Consider the following 21,126-nt stretch of genomic DNA (forward strand, 5'->3'; position numbering starts at 1 on the left):
CGACGGACTGCCCCCCGGGACAACGACTCCGCGATCTCGCCGCGCCGACGAAGCGCGGCACGCCACCCCACCACCTCGGCGTCGATGCTCCCGCCGCCGCCACGTCACCGCCGACACGCCAACCGGCGACAGCAATGGGCGGGATCATCGGGCCGGTCGCGGCGCGGCGGTGCGAGGTCAGCCGGTCAGGCGTACGGTGACGGTCACCCGTCCCCGGTCGTCGCGACGGGCGACGGCGTGCCCGGCCCGGTCGACGCCGTCGAGTTGCACCGTGATCGGGCCGCCCTCGTCGAGGAAGTTCCGCCACCAGTTCTTCGCGTCGGGCATCGCCACCCTGATCGTGACGGTGTCGCCGGTGCGCCGGAACGAGACCGGGGTGCTGAAGGTCCGGCCGGAGCGGCGCCCGGCGTACGTGATCACGGTCAGGTTCCGGCTGAGCAGGGGACCCAGACCGGGCGAGGAGCGCAGTGCCATGACGGTCGAGTTGACCCGTTCGACGACTCGCCTGGTCCCCGTTCGCATCCTTGCCACCACTGCCTCCACGCCCGACGGAAACGGTTGCCGGCGAAGGTAACACGCTGATCGGAAGAGCGACCGGGGCGCGTGCGCCGGCCCGATCCCTCGTCGGCCCGTGCGGTTTGCGGAGTTTCCGCTGGCCGGAGCCGGCCGTCGGGCCACGTGTGGCGCGACGGCCGGCTGGCTACCGCGCCATCGGAGGCGGCCGGGCGGCAAGATCAGGCAAGAACTCGCCCGTTCTGGGCAACGCCGCCCGGCCCGGTGGGGCACGCGAGGCGAGTTCAGTCCAGGCAGAACTCGTTGCCCTCCGGGTCGGTGAGCACGATGAAGCCGGCGCTGAACGGCGGTTCGGGTTCGAAGCGGCGTACCCGGGTGGCGCCGAGTGCGACCAGCCGGTCGCACTCGGCCTCCAGCGCGGCCATCCGCTCGTCGCCGTGCAGGCCGGGCGCGACGCGCAGGTCGAGGTGGACCCGGTTCTTGGCGACCTTGTCCTCCGGCACCTGCTGGAAGAACAGCCGGGGGCCGTGCCCTTCCGGATCCTCGATGGCCGAACGGGAGTTGCGCTCCTCGGGCGGCACCCCGATCCGGGCGAGGAAGTCGTCCCACGCGGCCAGCGGGTCGGCGCCGTCGGCCAGGTCGACGCCGGGGGGAGCGGGGTGGACGTAGCCGAGCGCCGCCCGCCAGAAGGACGACAGCGCGGCCGGATCGTGGGCGTCGAAGGTGACCTGGAACTGACGACTCATGCCGCCCACCCTGCCACGTTCGGTCCCGGACGTGCGGCGTACGCGCGGATGAGCCGGGCAGTCATCAGACCAAGCCGTCGCCTCCGTACGCGGTCCGTGGGCTTGATGCGGGTTGATGTCCGGCACGTTGCATCGAGGCGTTGACATACATCTGATGATTACCATACCGTTACAGCGGCATTCTTCGATGCCCAGATCGTGCGGGTTGGCGGTGTTTCGCACCCGCGACCTTCTGTCGCACGGTCACCCGGTGAGTCGAGCCCCGTTGCCGCTGTCCCCGGAAGGGAGACACCACCAATGTCTGAGCCGTACGGACCGAGAGTCCACCGTCGCCTCCTGCTCGGCGGCGGCCTGGGTGCCCTGGGTGCCATGGCCACGCCCCGGCCGTCGGGCGCCGCCGCCGCGCCGCAGGCCGGGGAGGCCGCGCTGGCCTGGGAGAATCCCCCCAACGGCTATCCCGAGTGGAACAACAACATCGGGATCTTCCAGGTCAACGCGCAACCCGCGCACGCCACCCTGATGCCCTACGCCGACCTGCCGCAGGCCCTCAACGCCGACCGGACCGTCTCGCCGTACCGGTCCAGCCTCGACGGCAACTGGCGGTTCCAGCACGTCAACCGGCCGGCCGACCGCGACCTCAACTTCCACCGCACCGACGTCGACGACAGCACCTGGCGCACCATCCCGGTACCGGCCAACTGGCAGCTGCACGGCTACGACTACCCGATCTACGCCAACATCGCGTACCCGTGGTGGGGCCCCAGCGGCTACGACGAGGCACGTACCCCGCCGTTCGTGCCGACCCAGTTCAACCCCGTCGGTCAGTACCGCCGCACCTTCCAGGTGCCGTCGGGCTGGCAGGGCCGGCGGATCCACATCCACTTCGAGGGCGTCAAGTCCGCCTTCTACCTGTGGATCAACGGCACCCGGGTGGGCTACCGCGAGGGGTCCTACACCCCGGCCGAGTTCGACCTCACCGACCACCTCCAGCCCGGCGACAACCAGATCGCGGTCGAGGTCTTCCGGTTCCCCGACGGGGACTGGATGGAGGCCCAGGACATGATCCGGCTCGCCGGCATCTTCCGGTCGGTCTACCTCTACTCGCTGCCCACCGTCCACCTGCGCGACTTCAAGATCGAGACCCCGTTGCGGGACAACTACACAAACGCCGACCTGGTGGTCGCCGCCAGTGTCCGCAACAGCGGTGCCCAGCAGTCCGGCACCTACACCGTGGAGACCCAGCTCTACGACCACAACCGCCAGCCGGTCTGGTCGGATCCGCTGCGCACCCAGATCGCCGTCGGCTCGGTGGCACCCGGCCAGGACGCCACCGGACGGGGCAGCCGGGCCGTCGCGGCACCGCGACTCTGGTCGGCCGAGCATCCCAACCTCTACACCGCCGTCATCCAGCTGCGTGCCCCGTCCGGTGCGGTCGTCCAGATCGTGTCGGCCCGGGTCGGGTTCCGGGAGTTCGCCATCCGGGACGGTCTGATCCGGTGCAACGGACAGCCGGTCTCCCTACGGGGGGTCAACCGCCACGAGATGGACCCGGACCGGGGTGGCGCGCTCACCCGCGCCGACATGATCCGTGACATCCGGGTGATGAAACAGCTCAACATCAACGCCGTCCGCACCGCGCACTACCCGAACATCCCGACCTTCTACGAACTCGCCGACGAGTACGGCCTCTACGTGATGGACGAGGCCAACCTGGAGACCCACGGCGTCATGGGCAGCTACCCGGGCTCCCGGACGGACTGGACCGCACCGGTCATCGACCGGGCGAGCGCGATGGTGCACCGGGACAAGAACCACCCCAGCGTGGTCATCTGGTCGCTGGGCAACGAGGCCGGCGCAGGAAGCAACTTCGTCACCATGCGCAACTGGATCCGGGCGGCCGACCCGACCCGGATCATCCAGTACCAGGGCGACAACCGGCCGGAGGTCAGCGACCTGCGGGTGGAGGGGTACGAGTCGCTGGCCCGTACCGAGCAGCGTGCGCACGACCCCGATCCGCGCCCGTACGTGTCGCACGAGTACGCCCACTCGATGGGCAACTCGACCGGCAACCTCAAGGAGTACTGGGACATCTACCGGCGGTACCCGATCCTGCAGGGCGGGTTCATCTGGGACTTCGCCGACCAGGCGCTGCGCCGACCGGTGCCGAACGGCGGTGGCGCCACCTACCTCACCTACGGCGGCGACTGGGGCGACCGGCCCGACTTCGAGGGCAACTTCTGCGGCAACGGCATCGTCGACGCCGACCGCCGTGCCGGCGGCAAGGCCGTCGAGGTCAAGCAGGTCTACCAGGCGATCAACGTCGCCGCCGGTACCGACATCGCCACCGGATCGGTACGGATCACCAACGAGTACCTGTTCACCAACGTCAACGCCTTCGACTGTCGCTGGTCGCTGGTCGCCGACGGCCAGGTGATCTCCAGCGGTACCCTCACCGCGCAGCAGGCCGACGTCGCGCCACTGTCGAGCAGGACGATCCAGCTGCCGATCCAACGACCGGCCAACATCGCCCCCGGGACGGAGCACTTCCTCCAACTGTCGTTCCGGCTCCGGTCGACCACACCGTGGGCGGACGCCGGGTACGAGGTCGCCAAGCAGCAACTGCCGGTCAACTTCAACAGCCCGCCGGTGCAGCCGACCCCGGTCACCAACGTGCCGACCCTGACCCTGGCCGAGACCGGCACCAACGTCTCCGTCAGCGGCAGCGGATTCGCCCTCACGATCGCCAAGGCGACCGGACTGATCACCTCCTACGACGCGCTGGGCCTCCGGCTGGTCAACGCCGGCCCGACGCCGAACTTCTGGCGGGCGCCCAACGACAACGACCGCGGCAACGGCCACCCGACCCGCAACGCCACCTGGCGCCGGGCCGGCGCCAACCGGACGGTGACCGGCGTGGCGGTGACCCGACTCTCCGACCGCGCGGTCCGGATCACCGTCAACGGCACCCTGCCGACCAGTACCGTCTCGGCGTACAGCACCACGTACACGGTCTACGGCAACGGCGAGATCAAGGTCGACAACACCCTGCAACCCGGGGCGTCGAGCCTGCCGTACATCCCCGAGGTGGGCACGATCCTGATGCTGCCGGCCGGGCTGGACCGGCTGCGCTACTACGGCCGCGGGCCGCAGGAGAACTACTGGGACCGGCGTACCGGCTCCGACGTCGGGGTGTACCAGTCGACCGTCGCCGAGCAGTGGACCAGCTACCTGCGCCCGCAGGAGAACGGCAACAAGACCGACGTACGCTGGGCCGCCCTCACCGACGGCAGCGGCCGGGGCCTGCTGGTGGCCGGCGACTCGCTGCTGGAGGTGAACGCCTCGTACTTCACGCCGGAGGATCTCTCCGTCGGGGTCCGGCACGACTACCAGCTGACCCGCCGTCAGGAGATCGTGCTGCGGGTCAACCACCGGCAGATGGGCGTCGGCGGCAACGACACCTGGGGCGCGCACACCATCGACGCGTACAAGATCTTCCCGAACCGGGCCTACAGCTACACCTACCGGCTGCGCCCGCTGCCGGACGTCACCCAGGCGATGTCGCTGTCCCGGCAGCCGGTGGGCGAGGTCGCCGGCGGCGGGCCGGTGCAGCCGGGCGTGCACTACCGCCTCGTCGCCCAGCACAGCGGCAAGGCCGCGGACGTCAACGCCAACTCCACCGCGCCCGGCGCGACGCTGATCCAGTGGCCGGTCGGCACCGGGCTGAACCAGCAGTTCGACTTCGTCGCCTCCGACGGCGGCCACTATCGGATCCGGGCCCGGCACAGCGGGCTGGTGCTCCAGGTCGCCGGCAACAGCAGCGGTGCCGACATCACCCAGCAGCCCGACACCAACGCGACCAGCCAGCAGTGGCGGATCGTCGACCACGGTGCCGGCGTGGTGAGCCTGGTCAACCGGCAGAGCGGCCTGGCGATGGACGTGTACGCGGTGTCCACGGCCGACGGTGCGCGCATCTCCCAGTGGACGCTGTCGGGCAACCCCAACCAGCGGTTCCAACTCCAGCGCGTCTAGGAACCCGTCCGCCCGGCGGGTCCAGTACCCGCCGGGCGGCGCCGGTGACCGGCGTGCCGACAGGCCGGAGCCCCGACCGGGCGGACCGGTCGGGGCTGCGGCGGTGCCGGTTCGCGCTGCCGGTCAGCTCTTGCGCTGGGCCAGCAGCCACTGCAGGATGCTGCGGTCCTCGTACGTCGGACCGTAGGCGGCGTGGTAGTCCGGCAGCGAGAACGCCTCGTTGCCGTACTCGGTGTAGCGCAGCAGCTCGGCGATCTGCTGCGGCGTCTTGCCCTGCGCCTCGTACGCCGAGCGCAGCGCCGTGTTGGAGCCGCGGGCCAGCGAGATGTTGAGCAGGTGGTCGTTGACGCCGTGGGTGATCCACAGCGGCACCTCGCCGGCCGCGATGGCCGTGGCCTGGCTCGCGCTGATCTGGAAGCCACCGGTGACCAGACCGGCGGTGAACAGGTCGGGGCGCTTGGCGAACGCCTCCCACAGCAGCCGGGAGCCGTACGAGACGGTGGTGGCGTACACCCGCTTGGTGTCCACCGCGAAGTCCTTGCTGAACTGCTCGACCAGCTTGATCAGCAGGTCACCCTCGGCGGGCAGGCCGACCCGCTGGTTCTGCGGTGCCAGCACGATGACGTCCTCGTTGCTGCCGGTCCAGCTGGACTGCAACCAGGCGGTCGCCGGGATGTCGGCCGCGATCTGCACGCCCAGGTTGTCGCCGTCCCAGCCCATGCCGTGACCGGGCAGGACCACCATCAGCGGGTACTTCTTGCCGGGCTGGTAGTTCTTCGGCAGGTTGTAGTGGTACGGCAGCACCATGCCGGCGTTGAGGTACGAGCCGTACTTGAAGTCGTCGACGAGCAGGTTGACCGGCTTCTCGGTGACCGTACGCGAGACCTTCGGCGTCGCCTTGGCCAGCACCGGGCCGTTGCCCTTGCCCTTGCCGGGCTGGGCGTGCACGTCCTTGCGCTGCACCACTCGGGTCGGCAGGTCGGTGTTCACCTTGACGTGGCAGAGGAAGGTCGGGCACTTGGAGAGGATGACCGTCCAGCCGAGGTTCTCGTTCGGGTCCAGCTCGACGATGACGTACCGGCCGGGCACCGAACGCCGGTCGGCCCGGGGGGTCGGCGCGCTGTTGGTGTAGGTGTGGGTCACCTTCCGCTGCGCCAGCTTGGGCAGGTCCTCGATCGGGTTGAACCGGAAGTTGTACGTGGTGTCGGAGACCGCGAAGGTCGAGTTGTCCAGGGTGCGGGGGTTGACCGTCTGCGGGTACTCCACGGCGACCGCGGAGACCTTCTGGCCGTAGGTGTAGACGGTGGTGATCGGGGTGATGCTGCTGATGCCGCCGCCGCTGCCGTGCCGGTCGCTCGCCGCGGCGTAGGCCGTGCCGGACATGCCGATCGCCAGTGCCGCGGCGACGGCGATCAGCGTCCTTCGCAGTCTCATCGGTCCTCCTTGTGGCGCGTCCGTCCGGCTCGTCCTCCCTGGGGCGCGTGCCCCCGCAGCGGTTCGAGGGTGTCGGGCGAGACGGTCGCTAAACTGATTTAGCAGAGCATCTTCCTCCGGCGCTCGCGCTGTCAAGAGCAGCTCGGTAATGCGCCGGAAACGTCGGGTTCACGCATGTCGTAGGCCCGTCCCGGGTGCCGCACCCCGCCGGATCGAGGCGTCGAATCCGTGTCGAATCGGCGCCGTCGTCGCTCGTCGCGGTCGCCGGGGAGCACTCCGTGTGGACCGTCGTCTGTGGCGTATCATCGCCCCTCGATGGGTGTCCCGGAACCGACTCGTCGCGTTCGCTGCCCTCGCCTCGGTGTGATGGCCCTGACCTGCGGCAACCTGGCCGATCGGGGGAACGTTTCGTTCGTTACGAGACCGTGACCGCTGGATTTCCAACCAGGTGTTGACCTAGCCAATGTGAGCGCTAACACTTGGCCTCCAAGTGCGACCCGCGCAGCCGTCCGACGGCGCGAGTTCCAGATTGGGGAAGCCAGTGAGCAAGAGAGTCCTGGCCGCTCTCGGTAGCGCCGTCCTGGCGCTGAGCATGGTGGCCTGTAGTGGTGACGGCGCCGGCAGCGGCGGTAACGACAGTGACAAACCCGCCGACCTGACCATCGGCGTCTCGATGCCGACGCAGACCTCCGAGCGGTGGATCGCCGACGGCAACTCGGTGAAGGAGAAGCTGGAGGCCAAGGGCTACAAGGTCGACCTCCAGTACGCCGGCGACGACATCCCCACCCAGTCGCAGCAGGTCGACCAGATGATCCTGCGCGGTGCCGACGTGCTCATCATCGCGGCGATCGACGGCACCGCGCTCAGCGGGCAGCTGCAGGCGGCGGCCGACGCCAAGATCCCGGTCATCGCCTACGACCGGCTCATCCGGGACAGCCCGAACGTCGACTTCTACGTCAGCTTCGACAACTACAAGGTCGGCGTCGCCCAGGCCACCGCCCTGCTGATCGGTCTCGGTCTGCAGAACAAGGACGGCTCGAAGGGCGACGCGACCGGGCCGTTCGACATCGAACTGTTCGCCGGCTCGCTCGACGACAACAACGCCCACTTCTTCTTCAACGGCGCGATGGACACCCTCAAGCCGTTCCTCGACGCCGGCACGCTGAAGGTCAAGTCCGGGCAGACCAAGATCGAGCAGGTGGCGATCCTGCGCTGGCAGCAGGAGGCCGCGCAGAAGCGGATGGAAGACCTGCTGACGTCGAGCTACAGCGGCAACAGCAAGGTCGACGGCGTCCTCTCGCCGTACGACGGTCTGTCCCGCGGCATCATCACCGCCCTGCAGAACGCCGGCTACCGCAACGACATGCCGGTGGTGACCGGGCAGGACGCCGAGATCGCCTCGGTCAAGCTGATCAACGACGGGGTGCAGAACTCCACCATCTTCAAGGACACCCGGCTGCTGGCCGAGCAGGCCGTCATCGCCGGTGAGTCCTTCCTCCAGGAGAAGGCGCCGGAGGCCAACGACACCGAGACCTACAACAACGGGGTCAAGGTCGTCCCGTCGTACCTGCTGCCGGTGCAGACCGTCTTCAAGGACGACATCAAGCCGATCCTGATCGACTCGGGTTACTTCACCGACGCGGAGGTCGCCGCCGGCCAGGCCAAGGGCTGACGGTGACAATCCGGGCTCGGCGGCGGTGCCCGCCGCCGAGCCCGGATTCCGTTGACTGACCACCTTGCCCCACCCGATCTAGACGCAGGACGGTGATCATGGACGACTACATCCTCGAGATGCGTCGTATCACCAAGACCTTCCCGGGCGTGGCGGCGCTGCAGGACGTGGAGCTGGCCGTGCGACGCGGCGAGATCCACGCGATCTGCGGCGAGAACGGCGCCGGCAAGTCCACTCTGATGAAGGTGCTGTCGGGGGTCTACCCGTCCGGCAGCTACGAGGGCGAGATCCGCTTCGACGGCGCGCCGGTCGACTTCCGCGGCATCCGCGACAGCGAGAGCCGTGGCATCGTCATCATCCACCAGGAACTCGCCCTGGTGCCGTACCTGTCGATCGCCGAGAACATCTTCCTCGGCAACGAACGCCGCGGACGCAGCGGGCTGATCGACTGGAACCGCACCAACGCCGAGGCGGCCGAGCTGCTCGCCTCGGTCGGACTGCACGAGAACCCGGTGACCCCCGTCGTGCAGCTCGGCGTCGGCAAGCAGCAGCTGGTCGAGATCGCCAAGGCGCTGTCCAAGAAGGTCAAGCTGCTGATCCTGGACGAGCCGACCGCCGCGCTCAACGACGTCGACTCGGCCCACCTGCTCGACCTGATGCGCCGGCTACGCGAGCAGGGCATCACCTGCATCATGATCTCCCACAAGCTCAACGAGATCACCTCGATCGCGGACTCGACCACCGTGCTGCGCGACGGCCGGACGGTGGAGCGCCTCGACGTGACGGCGGGCGAGGTGACCCAGGAACGGATCATCCGCGGCATGGTCGGCCGCGACCTGAACAGCTTCTACCCCGACCGGGTCTGCGCACCCGGCGAGGAGGTGCTGCGCATCGAGGACTGGACCGTGCGGCACCCGACCCAGGACCGCCTCGTCGTCGACGGCGCCAGCCTCGACGTACGGGCCGGGGAAGTGGTCGGCATCGCCGGACTGATGGGCGCCGGCCGTACCGAACTGGCGATGAGCGTCTTCGGCCGCTCGTACGGACGGGACATCAGCGGTCGGCTGTACATGCACGGCAAGGAGATCAGGGCACGCACGGTCGCCGAGGCGATCAGCAACGGCATCGCGTACGCGACCGAGGACCGCAAGCGCTTCGGGCTCAACCTGATCGACAACATCCGGAGCAACGTCTCCTCGGCCGGCCTGCGCCGGCTCGCCCGCTTCGGCTGGGTGGACGACAACGAGGAGACCAGGGTCGCCGAGACCAGCCGGCGCGACATGAACATCAAGGCGCCGAGCGTGATGTCGGTGGTCGGCAAGCTCTCCGGCGGCAACCAGCAGAAGGTCGTCCTGTCGAAGTGGCTGTTCACCGACCCGGACGTACTGATCCTCGACGAGCCGACCCGCGGTATCGACGTCGGGGCGAAGTACGAGATCTACACGATCGTCAACCGGTTGGTCGCCGACGGCAAGGCCGTCATCATCATCTCCTCCGAACTGCCCGAACTGCTGGGCATGTGCGACCGCATCTACACGCTGTCGGCGGGCCGCATCACCGGCGTGGTGCCGGTCGGTGAGGCGACCCAGGAGAAGCTCATGGAACTCATGGCGAAGGACAAGGAACCCGTCGGATGACCAGCACCAAGCCCTCCTCGGCGGAGAAGTCGACCGAGAGCGCTCCCGCCGCCGCACTGCACGCCGGCACCAGCGACCCCCGTACGCTGATCCTGAACAACCTGCGACAGAGTGGCATCTTCGTCGCCCTCGTCGTCATCGTCGCGCTCTTCGCCTTCCTGACCGACGGCCTCTCGCTGAGCCCGGGCAACATCACCAACATCGTCCTGCAGTACTCGTACATCCTGGTGCTCGCCATCGGCATGGTCATCGTGATCATCGGTGGCCACATCGACCTGTCGGTCGGCTCGGTGGTGGCGCTGACCGGCGCGGTCTCCGCGGTGGTCGTCATCCGACAGGGCCAGCCCTGGTGGGTCGGCGTGCTGGCCGCGTTGGCCGTCGGGCTGGCGGTCGGCGCCTGGCACGGCTTCTGGGTGGCGTACGTCGGCATTCCCGCCTTCATCGTGACCCTGGCCGGCATGCTGCTGTTCCGTGGTCTCACCCTCCGGGTACTGGACAACATCTCGCTGTCGCCGTTCCCGACCGAGTACAACCAGATCGCCGCCGGGTTCCTCAACGGACTGCTGGGCGGCGACGGCTTCGACGCCTTCACCCTGCTCATCGGCGGCATCGCGGTGGCCGGCTACGTGGTGAGCTGCTTCCGTACCCGGGTGGCCCGGATCCGCTACCAGCAGCCCGTCGAGTCGTTCGTGCTGTTCGTCGCGCGGATGGCCCTGGTCGGCGGGGTGGTCATGTGGTTCGCCTGGCAGCTGGCCCACGCCCGCGGCCTGCCCATCGTGCTGATCATCCTCGCCGCGCTGGTGCTGGTGTACGGCCTGCTCACCCGCCGTACCGTGTTCGGCCGGCAGGTCTACGCGATCGGCGGCAACCTCTCCGCGGCGATGCTGTCCGGCGTGAAGGTCCGTACCGTCAACTTCTGGATCTTCGTCAACATGGGCTTCCTGTCCGCCGTGGCCGGCATCATCTTCTCCTCCCGCTCCAACGGTGCCCAGCCCGCGGCCGGCAACATGTTCGAACTCGACGCGATCGCCGCGGCGTTCATCGGCGGCGCGGCCGTCACGGGCGGCGTCGGGACGGTCGTCGGCGCCATGGTCGGTGGCCTCATCATGGCCGTGATGAGCAACGGTATGCAGATCATGGGCGTCGACCAGTCGATGCAGTCCGTGGTCAAGGGCCTGGTCCTGCTGGTCGCCGTGGCCTTCGACGTCTACAACAAACGCCGCGCCGCCGGGGCCTCCCGCTAAACCCCCTTCCCCCGCACCCCTTCCCCCGCCTCCGCCCCTCCACCCCCTCGATCTTGCACTCGTGGTCGCCGTTTCGTCCGGCATGGCGGCACTTGCCGGGACAGCAAGTGCAAGATCAGCGGGTCGGGCTGGGGTGGGGGCATCGGGGGAGGGGGAAGAGGGGTGGGGGGTGGGTTCAGGTGCGGGTCCAGCGCTGGTTGGGGGCGGTGTGGCAGGACCAGACGATGACGGGGGTGCCGTTGGCGGTGCCGTTGTTGTTGACGTCCAGGCAGAGGTTCGGGAAGCGACCGTTGCTGATGGTGCCGTTGGCGTTGAAGGTCCACTGCTGGTTGGTGCCGCCGTTGCAGTCCCAGATCTGTACCGGCGTACCGGACGTGGCGGTCGGCGCCAGGTCCAGGCACTTGCCGAGCACCTGCAACGCCTGACCGTTCTGGGTGAAGCTCTGGTTGCTGCCGGTGTGGCAGTCCCAGATCAGCGTGGCGGTGCCGTTGGCGGTGGCGCTGTTGTTGACGTCGAGACAACGGCCGGCCGACTCGCTGCGTAGCCGGAAGGTGGTCGGGGGTGGCGGGTTGGTCGTGCCGCCGCCGCTGACCCGGTAGACGACGGTGCCGTGCGCCGGCACGCTGGCGGAGATCGTACCGGTGCTGGTCGAGGTGCCGTTGGTCCACGCGTCGCGCAGAGTGAACGAGCTGCCCGACTTGCCGACCGCCGCCGCCGTGGTGGACACGGTGGTGGTGGCATTGCCCTGGTTGAACAGGGCGACCGCGACGTCGCCGTTGGCCAGCCGCTTGGCCAGCACCCGGCGGGTGCCGTCGTTGGAGACCTGCACGGCCTGCAACGCCAGGGGATCCTGGTTGATCGCGACGAGGTTCTGGTTGCGCAGGATGTTCAGCGTCGCGGTGCTGGCGTTGCGGATGTCGTTACCGGCGATCAGCGGTGCCGCCATGACGGCCCAGAGGGCGAAGTGGCTGCGCATCTCGGTGTCGGTCATGCCGCCGTTGCCGACCACGAGCATGTCCGGGTCGTTGAACGACCCGGGCGAGGCGTACGAGGCCAGCGGCACGTTGACGTTGACGATGTTCTGGATGCCCATCGGGTAGCCGTTGGTCTGGCCGGTGTTCCACGCGTTGGTGATGTCCTCGGTGGTGCGCCACATGTTGGCGATGTCGCCCCAGTTGCGTTGTGGGCCGGTCTTCTCGTGGATGCTGTTGGGGTTGATGCTGTAGACGATGGGTCGGCCGGTGGCCGCCAGGGCGTCGCGCATCAGGGAGAAACCGGCGATCTGGTCGTTGATGGTGCCCCAGGGCGAGCACCAGTCGTACTTGAGGAAGTCGACGCCCCAGGCGGCGAACTGCCGGGCGTCCTGGTACTCGTGGCCGAGGCTGCCGGTGGAACCGGGCCAGGCCCCGAAGTACTGGGCGCAGGTCTTCTCCCGGGGCACCTGGTACAGGCCGAAGAGCAGTCCCCGGGCGTGCAGGTAGTCGCCGAGGGCCTTCATCCCGCTGGGGAAGCGTCCCGGATCGGCCTGCAGGTTGCCCTGCGCGTCGCGGTTCGGGTTGAACCAGCAGTCGTCGACGACGACGTACTTGTAGCCGAGGTCGCGCATGCCGGTGCTGACGATGGCGTCCGCCATCTGCCGGATCAGTGCCTCGTTGATGTTGCAGCCGAAGGTGTTCCAGGTGTTCCAACCCATCGGCGGCGTGCGGGCCACGCCGTTGTTGAGGGCCTGGGCGGGTTGCGGGGAGTGCAGCCCGCCGACGACGCCGGCGGTGAGCGCCAACATCAGGACGCTCAGGACGGTCAGCCATCGTGGTCGTGCGCGCATTCGATCCTCCTCGGATCACGGGACGGGCGGTGCCGGTCTTCGCTGGCTGGACGCGATCGGGCGGCGGATTCCGGCATCGTCGAGGGGGAGTGGCGCGAGTTGCCTTGCCGGCCCGCCCTCAGGGTGAACGGTGCAACGGATCGTGGCGTAGTGGCCGCCGCCGACGGTCCGCTCGCGGTCGCGTCAGCCGTTACCGTCGCGCCGGCTGTGACCCGGTGACGGTGGTGGTACACCCGGACACGGGGGCGCATCGATGTCAGGGATGTTATCGCTGACATCTAATCCTGTAAATCGGCGCGGTTGGTCGCGGGTGGGTGCCGCGCCATCGTTGATCCGCCAGTCAGGAGCGAAGGAGCACGTCAGGGCGCTTGTGGCGCCTTCGAGGGCCGAGCCGATTCCCGGTCGGCCGGGACGGTGGGTGCTCCCGCCCGCCCGTCCTGCGGATCGACGATTGTTAACGCTCATGTGGATCCGGTCGGCCCGACGGCGGCTTCTGCTGGCGATGCCGCGCGACGCCGTGGGGCCGCATTGCGGCGGAGCGCGGGTCGGGGTGGCGACGGGGATCTCGATCACGACCCCGGCTTGCCGGGGTGGGTGCGGCGGCCGGTCGGTCGGCCGGCCGAAGCGGCCACTACGGGCGGCTGGACCAGGCAGTGCACTCCGTTACGGACCTGTTGCCGGCAGGTGTCTTGACGACGCGGGATGTGAGCGTTAACACTGAGGTCCGTCATCGGCCGGAGGTGAGCATGAGCGGTGTGGACGAAGCGGGCGACCGGTACGTCGTCGGGGTTGACTACGGCACCCTGTCCGGGCGGGCCCTGGTGGTCCGGGTACGCGACGGTGCCGAGCTGGGGACTGCGGTGCACGAGTACCGCAACGCGGTCATCGACCGCGCCCTGCCCGACGGCGGCACGCCCCTGCCACCCGACTGGGCGTTGCAGGACCCCGAGGACTACCGCGACGTGTTGCGGCACGCGGTGCCGGCGGCGGTCGCGGCCGCCGGCGTGGACCCGGCCGACGTGGTCGGCATCGGCATCGACTTCACCGCCTGCACGGTGCTGCCGACGCTCGCCGACGGCACCCCGCTGTGCGAGGTGCCCGAGCTGCGCCAGCGACCGCACTCCTGGGTGAAGCTCTGGAAGCACCACGCTGCACAGCCGCACGCCGACCGGATCAACGCGCTGGCCCACGAGCGCGAGGAGCCGTGGATCGGCCGGTACGGCGGCAAGATCTCCGCCGAGTGGCAGTTCGCCAAGGGCCTGCAACTCCTCGAGGAGGATCCGGAGGTCTACCGGCGCGCGGACCGCTTCATCGAGGCCGCCGACTGGATCGTGTGGCAACTCTGCGGTGTCGAGACCCGCAACGTCTGCACCGCCGGCTACAAGGGCATCCGGCAGGACGGGCAGTACCCGTCGAAGGAGTACCTGACCGCCCTCAATCCCGACTTCGGCGACTTCGTGGCCAAGCTGGACGGTCCGCTGCTGCCGCTGGGCGACAAGGCCGGTGAACTGACCGCGCAGGCCGCGACCTGGACCGGCCTGCCGGCCGGGATCGCGGTGGCCGTCGGCAACGTCGACGCCCACGTCACCGCCGCCTCCGCCCAGGCGCTGCACCCGGGGCGGCTGGTGGCCATCATGGGCACCTCCACCTGCCACGTGGTCAACGGCGCCCATCCGGCCGAGGTGGCCGGGATGTGCGGTGTCGTCGACGGTGGCATCAGTGCCGGAGCCTGGGGCTACGAGGCCGGGCAGAGCGGCGTCGGGGACATCTTCGGCTGGTTCGTCAAGCACGCCGCCCCGGCCGGTGCCGACTCGCACGAGCGGCTCACCGAACTGGCCGCGGCCCAGCCGGTCGGCGCGCACGGGCTGGTCGCCCTGGACTGGTGGAACGGCAACCGCTCCCTGCTGGTCAACCACGATCTCAGCGGAATGATCGTCGGGCTCACCCTGGCCACCCGCCCGGAGGACGTCTACCGGGCACTGCTGGAGGCCACCGCGTACGGCACCCGGATGATCATCGAGGCGTTCGTCGAGGCGGGGGTGACCGTCGACGACCTGGTGATCGCCGGTGGCCTCACCTCGAACGAGCTGCTGATGCAGATCTACGCCGACGTCACCAACCGGCCCCTGGGCATCATCGGCTCGGCGCAGGGCCCCGCGCTCGGCTCGGCCATCCACGCGGCGGTGGCCGCCGGTGCGTACCCCTCGATCCACGAGGCGGCGCAGGCGATGGGCCGCGTCGACGAGGCGGTCTACCGGCCGGACCCGGAGCGGGTACGCGCCTACGACGCCCTCTACGCCGAGTACCGAAGGCTGCACGACCACTTCGGTCGCGGCGCCAACGACGTGATGCTGCGCCTGCGGGCGATCCGGAACGCGGCCGTCGAGGCGACCGCGTCGCAGCAGGAGACCGCGTTGGAGGTGGTCGCATGACCGAGCGAGAGTTGCGCGAGACCGTCGCCCGCCTGCACGGCGAGCTGACCCGCTACGGCCTGGTCGCCTGGACCGCCGGGAACGTCTCCGCGCGGGTACCCGGCCGCGATCTCATGATCATCAAGCCCAGCGGGGTCGACTACGACGACCTGTCGGCGGACAACATGGTGCTCTGCGACCTCGACGGGTTACCCGTCGAGGGGGAACTGTCCCCGTCGAGCGACACCGCCGCACACGCCTACGTCTACCGGGCGATGCCCGAGGTCGGCGGCGTGGTGCACACCCACAGCACGTACGCGACCGCCTGGGCGGCCCGCGGCGAGTCGATCCCCTGCTGGCTGACCGCGCAGGCCGACGAGTTCGGCGGGGAGATCCCCGTCGGACCGTTCGCCCTGATCGGCGGCGACGACATCGGCAAGGGGATCGTCAGCACCCTCACCGGACACCGCTCACCCGCGGTGCTCATGCGCAACCACGGCGTCTTCACCATCGGACGTACCGCCCGCGCCGCCGTCAAGGCCGCGGTGATGTGTGAGGACGTCGCCCGTACCGCGCACCTGGCGCGCGCGCTCGGGCAACCGGTGCCGATGGCAGCGGCTGACATCGACGCCCTCTACGACCGCTACCAGAACGTCTACGGCCAACGTCCCTCGCCTCCGGCGAGCACCTAGCCGGGTCGCGGACCCCGGCGGTCCGCGACCGAGTTCGCACCATCACGCACAGGATCCACACCACCGGTAACACCACGCCGCCCCACTTCGGTGGGCGGCGCGGAGACCCGCACCCACCCGAGGAGATCCGATGAGAAACATGCGAATGTCCCTCGCGCCTCGGCGCGCTGTCGCGGCGCTCGCCGCCGTGCTGCTGGCCGGCAGCGTGGCCGCCTGCGGCAACAGCGACACCGGCGCCAGCGGAGGCGGCGACGACAAGATCGTCCTGGGCTTCTCCCAGGTCGGCGCGGAGAGCGGCTGGCGGACGGCCAACACCAACTCCATCAAGGAGGCGGCTGCCGAGGCGGGCATCGAGCTGAAGTTCGACGACGCCCAGCAGAAGCAGGAGAACCAGATCAAGGCCATCCGCAACTACATCCAGCAGAAGGTCGACGTGATCGGCTTCTCGCCGGTCGTGGAGTCGGGCTGGGACACGGTGCTCAAGGAGGCCAAGGACGCCGGGATCCCGGTCATCCTGACCGACCGCGCCGTGGACTCGGCCGACAAGTCGCTGTACAAGACCTTCCTCGGCTCGGACTTCGTCAAGGAGGGCCGGCTCTCCGGTGAGTGGCTGGTCGAGAACTCCAAGGACGCGACCGGCGACGTGAACATCGTCGAGCTGCAGGGCACCACCGGTTCGGCTCCGGCCAACGACCGCAAGAAGGGGTTCGCCGAGGCGATCGCCGCGGACCCCAAGCTGAAGGTCATCGCCTCCCAGTCGGGTGACTTCACCCGGGCCGGCGGCAAGCAGGTCATGGAGCAGTTCCTCAAGGCCCACCCGAAGATCGACGTGCTCTTCGCGCACAACGACGACATGGGTCTGGGTGCCCTCGAGGCGATCACCGCGGCCGGCAAGGAGCCGGGCAAGGACATCACCATCATCACCATCGACGCGGTCAAGGACGGCATGCAGGCCCTGGCCGACGGCAAGTTCAACTTCATCGCGGAGTGCAGCCCGCTGCTCGGCCCACAGCTGATGGAGCTGGCCAAGAAGGTGCACGCCGGTGAAGAGGTGCCGCCGCGGATCGAGACCGAGGAGACCACCTTCACCCAGGAGCAGGCCAAGGCGGCCCTGCCCGACCGCAAGTACTGATCGACGCCCGGGGCCGCCACGCTGACGGTGGCGGCCCCGCCGCGTCGGCCACCCGCCCGACGGACCGGGCACCCGGCCCGGCCATTCCGGTGCCACGTCCGCCCGATCGACCTCGCCGGTCGGTCGGGCGGACGCCACGGGCCCGCCGTAGCCCTCCGTATCGACATAACCCAGAAGAAGGTCTGATGGGATGACGGATACCCGTCCGGTCCTGACAATGACCGGGATCAGCAAGTCCTTTCCTGGGGTGCGCGCACTCCACAACGTCGACTTCCGGCTCTTCCCGGGTGAGGTGCACGCCCTGATGGGCGAGAACGGCGCCGGCAAGTCGACCCTGATCAAAGTGTTGACCGGGGTCTACGGCATCGACGAGGGCACCGTCACCCTGGGCGACGAGCAGGTGGCCTTCAGTGGGCCGATGCAGGCGTCGGCCGCCGGCGTGAGCACGGTCTACCAGGAGGTCAACCTCTGCCCGAACCTCTCCGTGGCGGAGAACATCTTCATCGGCCGGGAACCCCGACGCCTCGGCGCCGTCCGATGGGGCGAGGTACGCCGCCGGGCCCGGCAACTGCTCGCCCGGCTGGACCTCGACATCGACGTCACCGCCCCGGTGGCCAGCTACTCGCTGGCGGTGCAGCAGATGGTCGCCATCGCCCGCGCGATCGACGTGCAGGCCCGGGTGCTGATCCTGGACGAGCCGACCTCCAGCCTGGACGCCGGCGAGGTGGCACAGCTGTTCCGCATCATGCGTCAGCTGCGCGACGAGGGAATCGCCATCCTGTTCGTGACCCACTTCCTCGACCAGGTGTACGGCATGGCCGACCGGATCACCGTGCTGCGCAACGGCACCCTGGTCGGCGAGTACCCGACCGCGGAACTGCCACAGCTCGCCCTGGTCGAGAAGATGATCGGCAAGGAACTCGACGTCCTCGAACGGATCGAGGAAGAGCCTCGGCGGGAACTGGCGGTGCTGGAGGACGGCACGCCGTTCGTGGCGGTCTCGGAGCTGGGACGCAAGGGCGCGGTCGCCCCGTTCAGCCTGAGCATCCACGCCGGTGAGGTGGTCGGCCTGGCCGGCCTGCTCGGCTCCGGCCGTACCGAGGTGGCCCGGCTGTTCTTCGGCGCCGACCGCGCCGACCGGGGCGAGGTGGCGCTCAGCGGCAAACCGACCAGCCTGCGCAACCCGGTGCAGGCCATCGAGCACGGCATCGGGTTCTGCTCGGAGAACCGGCGCGCGGAGGGGATCATCCCCGACCTGACCGTCCGGGAGAACATGATCCTGGCGATGCAGGCCGCCCGGGGCTGGCTGCGGCCGATCCCCCGCCGCCGGCAGGACGAGCTGGTCCAGCAGTACATCAAGGCGCTGAGCATCCGCCCGGCCAACCCCGACCTGCCGGTACGCAACCTCTCCGGCGGCAACCAGCAGAAGGTCCTGCTGGCCCGTTGGCTGATCACCGAGCCCCGGCTGCTCATCCTGGACGAACCCACCCGCGGCATCGACATCGGCGCCAAGGCCGAGATCCAGAAGCTGGTGGTGCAGCTCTCCGACGGCGGCATGGCGGTGCTGTTCATCTCCGCCGAGCTGGAAGAGGTACTGCGACTGAGCCACAAGGTCGCGGTGATGCGGGACCGGGAGATGGTCGCGCAGCTCGACAACGACGACACCGTGGACGCCGACCGCGTCATGCAGACCATCGCCAGCGGATCCCAGGGGGAGGAGGCGAACCAGTGAACGAACGTTTCAAGACGGCCCTGAGTCACCGGCTGTTCTGGCCGGTGGCCGTCCTCGTGGTCATGCTGGCGGCGAACACGATCTACCGCCCCGGCTTCCTGGCCGTCGAGGTCAACAACGGTCACCTCTACGGCACCCCGATCGACATCCTCCGGCTGAGCGCCCCGCTGATCCTGGTCGCGCTGGGCATGACCCTGGTCATCTCCACCGGCGGCATCGACCTGTCCGTCGGCTCGATCTGCGCCATCAGCGGGGCCATCGCCTGCCTGCACATCAGCCAGGCGGCGGACCAGAACAACCCGGTCACCGTCTTCACCGCGCTCGCCATGGCGCTCGGTGCCGCGCTCGCGCTCGGTGCCTGGAACGGTGTGCTGGTCTCCGTGATCGGCATCCAACCGATCATCGCCACCCTGATCCTGATGGTGGCCGGCCGCGGACTGGCCCAACTGGTCACCGAGGGCCAGATCATCACCATCAACTCCGGGCCGTACCGGGCCATCGGCCTGGGGCACTTCCTGACCCTGCCGCTGGCGATCTTCATCGCCCTGGGCGCCGCCCTGCTCGTCGCGGCGTTGACCCGCCGTACCGCGCTCGGAATGATCATCGAGTCGGTGGGCGGCAACCGCGAGGCCAGCCGGCTGGCCGGTATCCGCTCAGGACGGATGGTCTTCCTCGTCTACGTGGTCAGCGCCGTGTGCGCGGCGATCGCCGGCTTCATGATGACCGCGAACGTCTCCAGCGCCGACGGCAACAACGCCGGCCTGTGGGTGGAACTCGACGCGATCCTCGCCGTCGTCATCGGCGGCACCTCGCTGGCCGGTGGCCGGTTCTACCTCAGCGGCACCATCCTCGGCGCGCTGATCATCCAGACCCTCACCACCACGGTGTACGCCATGAACATCTCCCCGCAGACGGCACTGCTGTTCAAGGCGGTCGTCGTCATCGCCGTCTGCCTGATCCAGGCACCGGCCTTCCGGGCCCGGCTCGCCCGACGCAGGCGCGGTAACCCACCCCCGTCGGCACCGACCCCGCAGCGGCAGAAGGAAGAGGTGACGGCGTGAGCACGACCTCGCTGACCGCCGGCCCGCGCTGGGCGCGACTGCCCCGACGGCACGTACCGGTGCTGGTCACCCTCGCCCTGCTGCTGGTCATGTACGGCGTCGGTGTCTCCCAGTACCGGGCTTTCTCCAACGTGCAGGTCATCTTCAACGTCTTCATCGACAACGGTTTCCTTCTCGTGGTCGCGGTCGGGATGACCTTCGTGATCCTCACCGGCGGAATCGACCTGTCCGTCGGTTCGGTGGTCGCGATGACGGCGATGGTCTCGGCATGGCTGCTCCAGTCCGGCCTGCCGGCGCCGCTGGTGCTGGTCATCGCGCTGCTCATCGGGCCGACCCTCGGCTTCCTGATGGGCTGCGCGATCCACTTCTTCGAGATCCAACCGTTCATCGTGACCCTCGCCGGGATGTTCTTCGCCCGCGGCATGTGCACCTTCATCAGCGGCGCGTCGATCCCGATCACCGACGGTTTCTGGACCACGATGTCGCAGTACCGGATCGGGGATCCACGCGGGAACTTCGTCTCGGTCAGCGTGTTGATCGCCTTCGCGGTGGTCCTGGTCGCCGCGTACGTGCTGGCCTACACCCGCCTGGGGCGCAACGTGTACGCGATCGGCGGCAACCCGCAGTCGGCGTTGCTGATGGGCCTGCCGCTGGGGCGGACCCGCATCGCCGTCTACACCATCAGCGGGCTCTGCTCGGCGATCGGCGGCATCCTGCTGTCCTTCTACACCCTCTCCGGGGCGCCGCTGATCGCGATCGGCATGGAACTCGACGTCATCGCGGCCGTGGTGATCGGTGGGACGGTCCTCACCGGCGGGGCCGGGTACATCTTCGGCACCGTGCTCGGTGTGCTGGTGCTCGGCGTGATCCAGACCCTGATCACCTTCGACGGCAGCCTCAACTCCTGGTGGACCAAGATCGTGATCGGCGGCCTGCTCTTCGCCTTCATCCTGTTCCAGCGCCTCATCGGCATCCGCTACAAGTGACCGCCCCTCTCG

General features: G+C 69.0%; 14 protein-coding genes. 10 read left to right on the plus strand and 4 right to left on the minus strand.

Annotated elements, in window-relative coordinates; all coding sequences use genetic code 11:
- Positions 1-177: 177 nt before the first annotated feature.
- Together D2L64_RS15200 and D2L64_RS15205 are read right to left on the minus strand one after the other, a co-directional pair.
- Positions 178-522 (minus strand): nitroreductase/quinone reductase family protein, encoded by a 345-nt coding sequence (locus D2L64_RS15200; RefSeq protein ID WP_119576983.1) that lies wholly within the window; start codon positions 520-522, stop codon positions 178-180.
- A 275-nt stretch (positions 523-797) separates the two neighbouring features.
- A complete protein-coding gene (locus D2L64_RS15205) occupies positions 798-1,259 on the minus strand; it encodes a VOC family protein (RefSeq protein WP_119576986.1) in 462 nt (153 codons plus the stop codon).
- A 297-nt stretch (positions 1,260-1,556) separates the two neighbouring features.
- Between D2L64_RS15205 and D2L64_RS15210 the strand changes: the two genes are divergently transcribed.
- On the plus strand, positions 1,557-5,288 hold the full coding sequence (locus D2L64_RS15210; protein ID WP_119576989.1) for a glycoside hydrolase family 2 TIM barrel-domain containing protein: 3,732 nt from the start codon (positions 1,557-1,559) through the stop codon (positions 5,286-5,288).
- A gap of 123 nt (positions 5,289-5,411) precedes the next feature.
- On the opposite strand, the gene D2L64_RS15215 is transcribed toward D2L64_RS15210, so the two are convergent.
- Positions 5,412-6,722 carry a hypothetical protein gene (locus D2L64_RS15215; RefSeq protein ID WP_119576992.1) on the minus strand — a complete coding sequence of 437 codons (1,311 nt, stop codon included), beginning with the start codon at positions 6,720-6,722 and terminating at the stop codon, positions 5,412-5,414.
- Positions 6,723-7,263: 541 nt separating this feature from the next.
- Between D2L64_RS15215 and chvE the strand changes: the two genes are divergently transcribed.
- The 3 genes from chvE (at position 7,264) to mmsB (ending at position 11,275) form a co-directional block, all read left to right on the plus strand.
- The gene (chvE, locus tag D2L64_RS15220) at positions 7,264-8,394 is read left to right on the plus strand and encodes a multiple monosaccharide ABC transporter substrate-binding protein (RefSeq protein ID WP_119576995.1); all 1,131 of its coding nucleotides are present in this window, start codon (positions 7,264-7,266) and stop codon (positions 8,392-8,394) included.
- A 92-nt stretch (positions 8,395-8,486) separates the two neighbouring features.
- On the plus strand, positions 8,487-10,031 hold the full coding sequence (gene mmsA / locus D2L64_RS15225; protein ID WP_407663107.1) for a multiple monosaccharide ABC transporter ATP-binding protein: 1,545 nt from the start codon (positions 8,487-8,489) through the stop codon (positions 10,029-10,031).
- Positions 10,028-11,275, plus strand: coding sequence for a multiple monosaccharide ABC transporter permease (gene mmsB, locus D2L64_RS15230; protein WP_119576998.1), 1,248 nt, complete (start codon positions 10,028-10,030; stop codon positions 11,273-11,275). The genes mmsA and mmsB overlap by 4 nt, the downstream gene beginning before the upstream one ends.
- A gap of 175 nt (positions 11,276-11,450) precedes the next feature.
- Here the strand turns inward: mmsB and D2L64_RS15235 are convergent, their stop codons facing one another.
- Positions 11,451-13,100 (minus strand): glycoside hydrolase family 27 protein, encoded by a 1,650-nt coding sequence (locus tag D2L64_RS15235; protein ID WP_119577001.1) that lies wholly within the window; start codon positions 13,098-13,100, stop codon positions 11,451-11,453.
- Between the two features lie 746 nt (positions 13,101-13,846).
- On the opposite strand from D2L64_RS15235, the gene araB reads away from it, so the two are divergent.
- The 6 genes from araB (at position 13,847) to yjfF (ending at position 21,114) form a co-directional block, all read left to right on the plus strand.
- The gene (araB, locus tag D2L64_RS15240; protein ID WP_119577004.1) at positions 13,847-15,532 is read left to right on the plus strand and encodes a ribulokinase; all 1,686 of its coding nucleotides are present in this window, start codon (positions 13,847-13,849) and stop codon (positions 15,530-15,532) included.
- Complete coding sequence (locus tag D2L64_RS15245) at positions 15,529-16,203, plus strand: L-ribulose-5-phosphate 4-epimerase (protein ID WP_119577007.1); 675 nt, start codon at positions 15,529-15,531, stop codon at positions 16,201-16,203. The genes araB and D2L64_RS15245 overlap by 4 nt, the downstream gene beginning before the upstream one ends.
- A 130-nt stretch (positions 16,204-16,333) precedes the next feature.
- Positions 16,334-17,335, plus strand: coding sequence for an ABC transporter substrate-binding protein (locus tag D2L64_RS15250; RefSeq protein ID WP_233558964.1), 1,002 nt, complete (start codon positions 16,334-16,336; stop codon positions 17,333-17,335).
- 190 nt (positions 17,336-17,525) lie between these two features.
- Positions 17,526-19,067: a sugar ABC transporter ATP-binding protein gene (locus D2L64_RS15255; protein WP_119577013.1), complete on the plus strand. Its 1,542-nt coding sequence runs from the start codon at positions 17,526-17,528 to the stop codon at positions 19,065-19,067.
- A gap of 62 nt (positions 19,068-19,129) precedes the next feature.
- Positions 19,130-20,128: an ABC transporter permease gene (locus D2L64_RS15260; RefSeq protein ID WP_407663108.1), complete on the plus strand. Its 999-nt coding sequence runs from the start codon at positions 19,130-19,132 to the stop codon at positions 20,126-20,128.
- Complete coding sequence (gene yjfF, locus D2L64_RS15265) at positions 20,125-21,114, plus strand: galactofuranose ABC transporter, permease protein YjfF (protein WP_119577018.1); 990 nt, start codon at positions 20,125-20,127, stop codon at positions 21,112-21,114. Before D2L64_RS15260 ends, yjfF begins: the two co-directional genes overlap by 4 nt.
- Positions 21,115-21,126 lie beyond the last annotated feature (12 nt).

Source organism: Micromonospora radicis (assembly GCF_003583405.1).
Classification (GTDB): domain Bacteria; phylum Actinomycetota; class Actinomycetes; order Mycobacteriales; family Micromonosporaceae; genus Micromonospora; species Micromonospora radicis.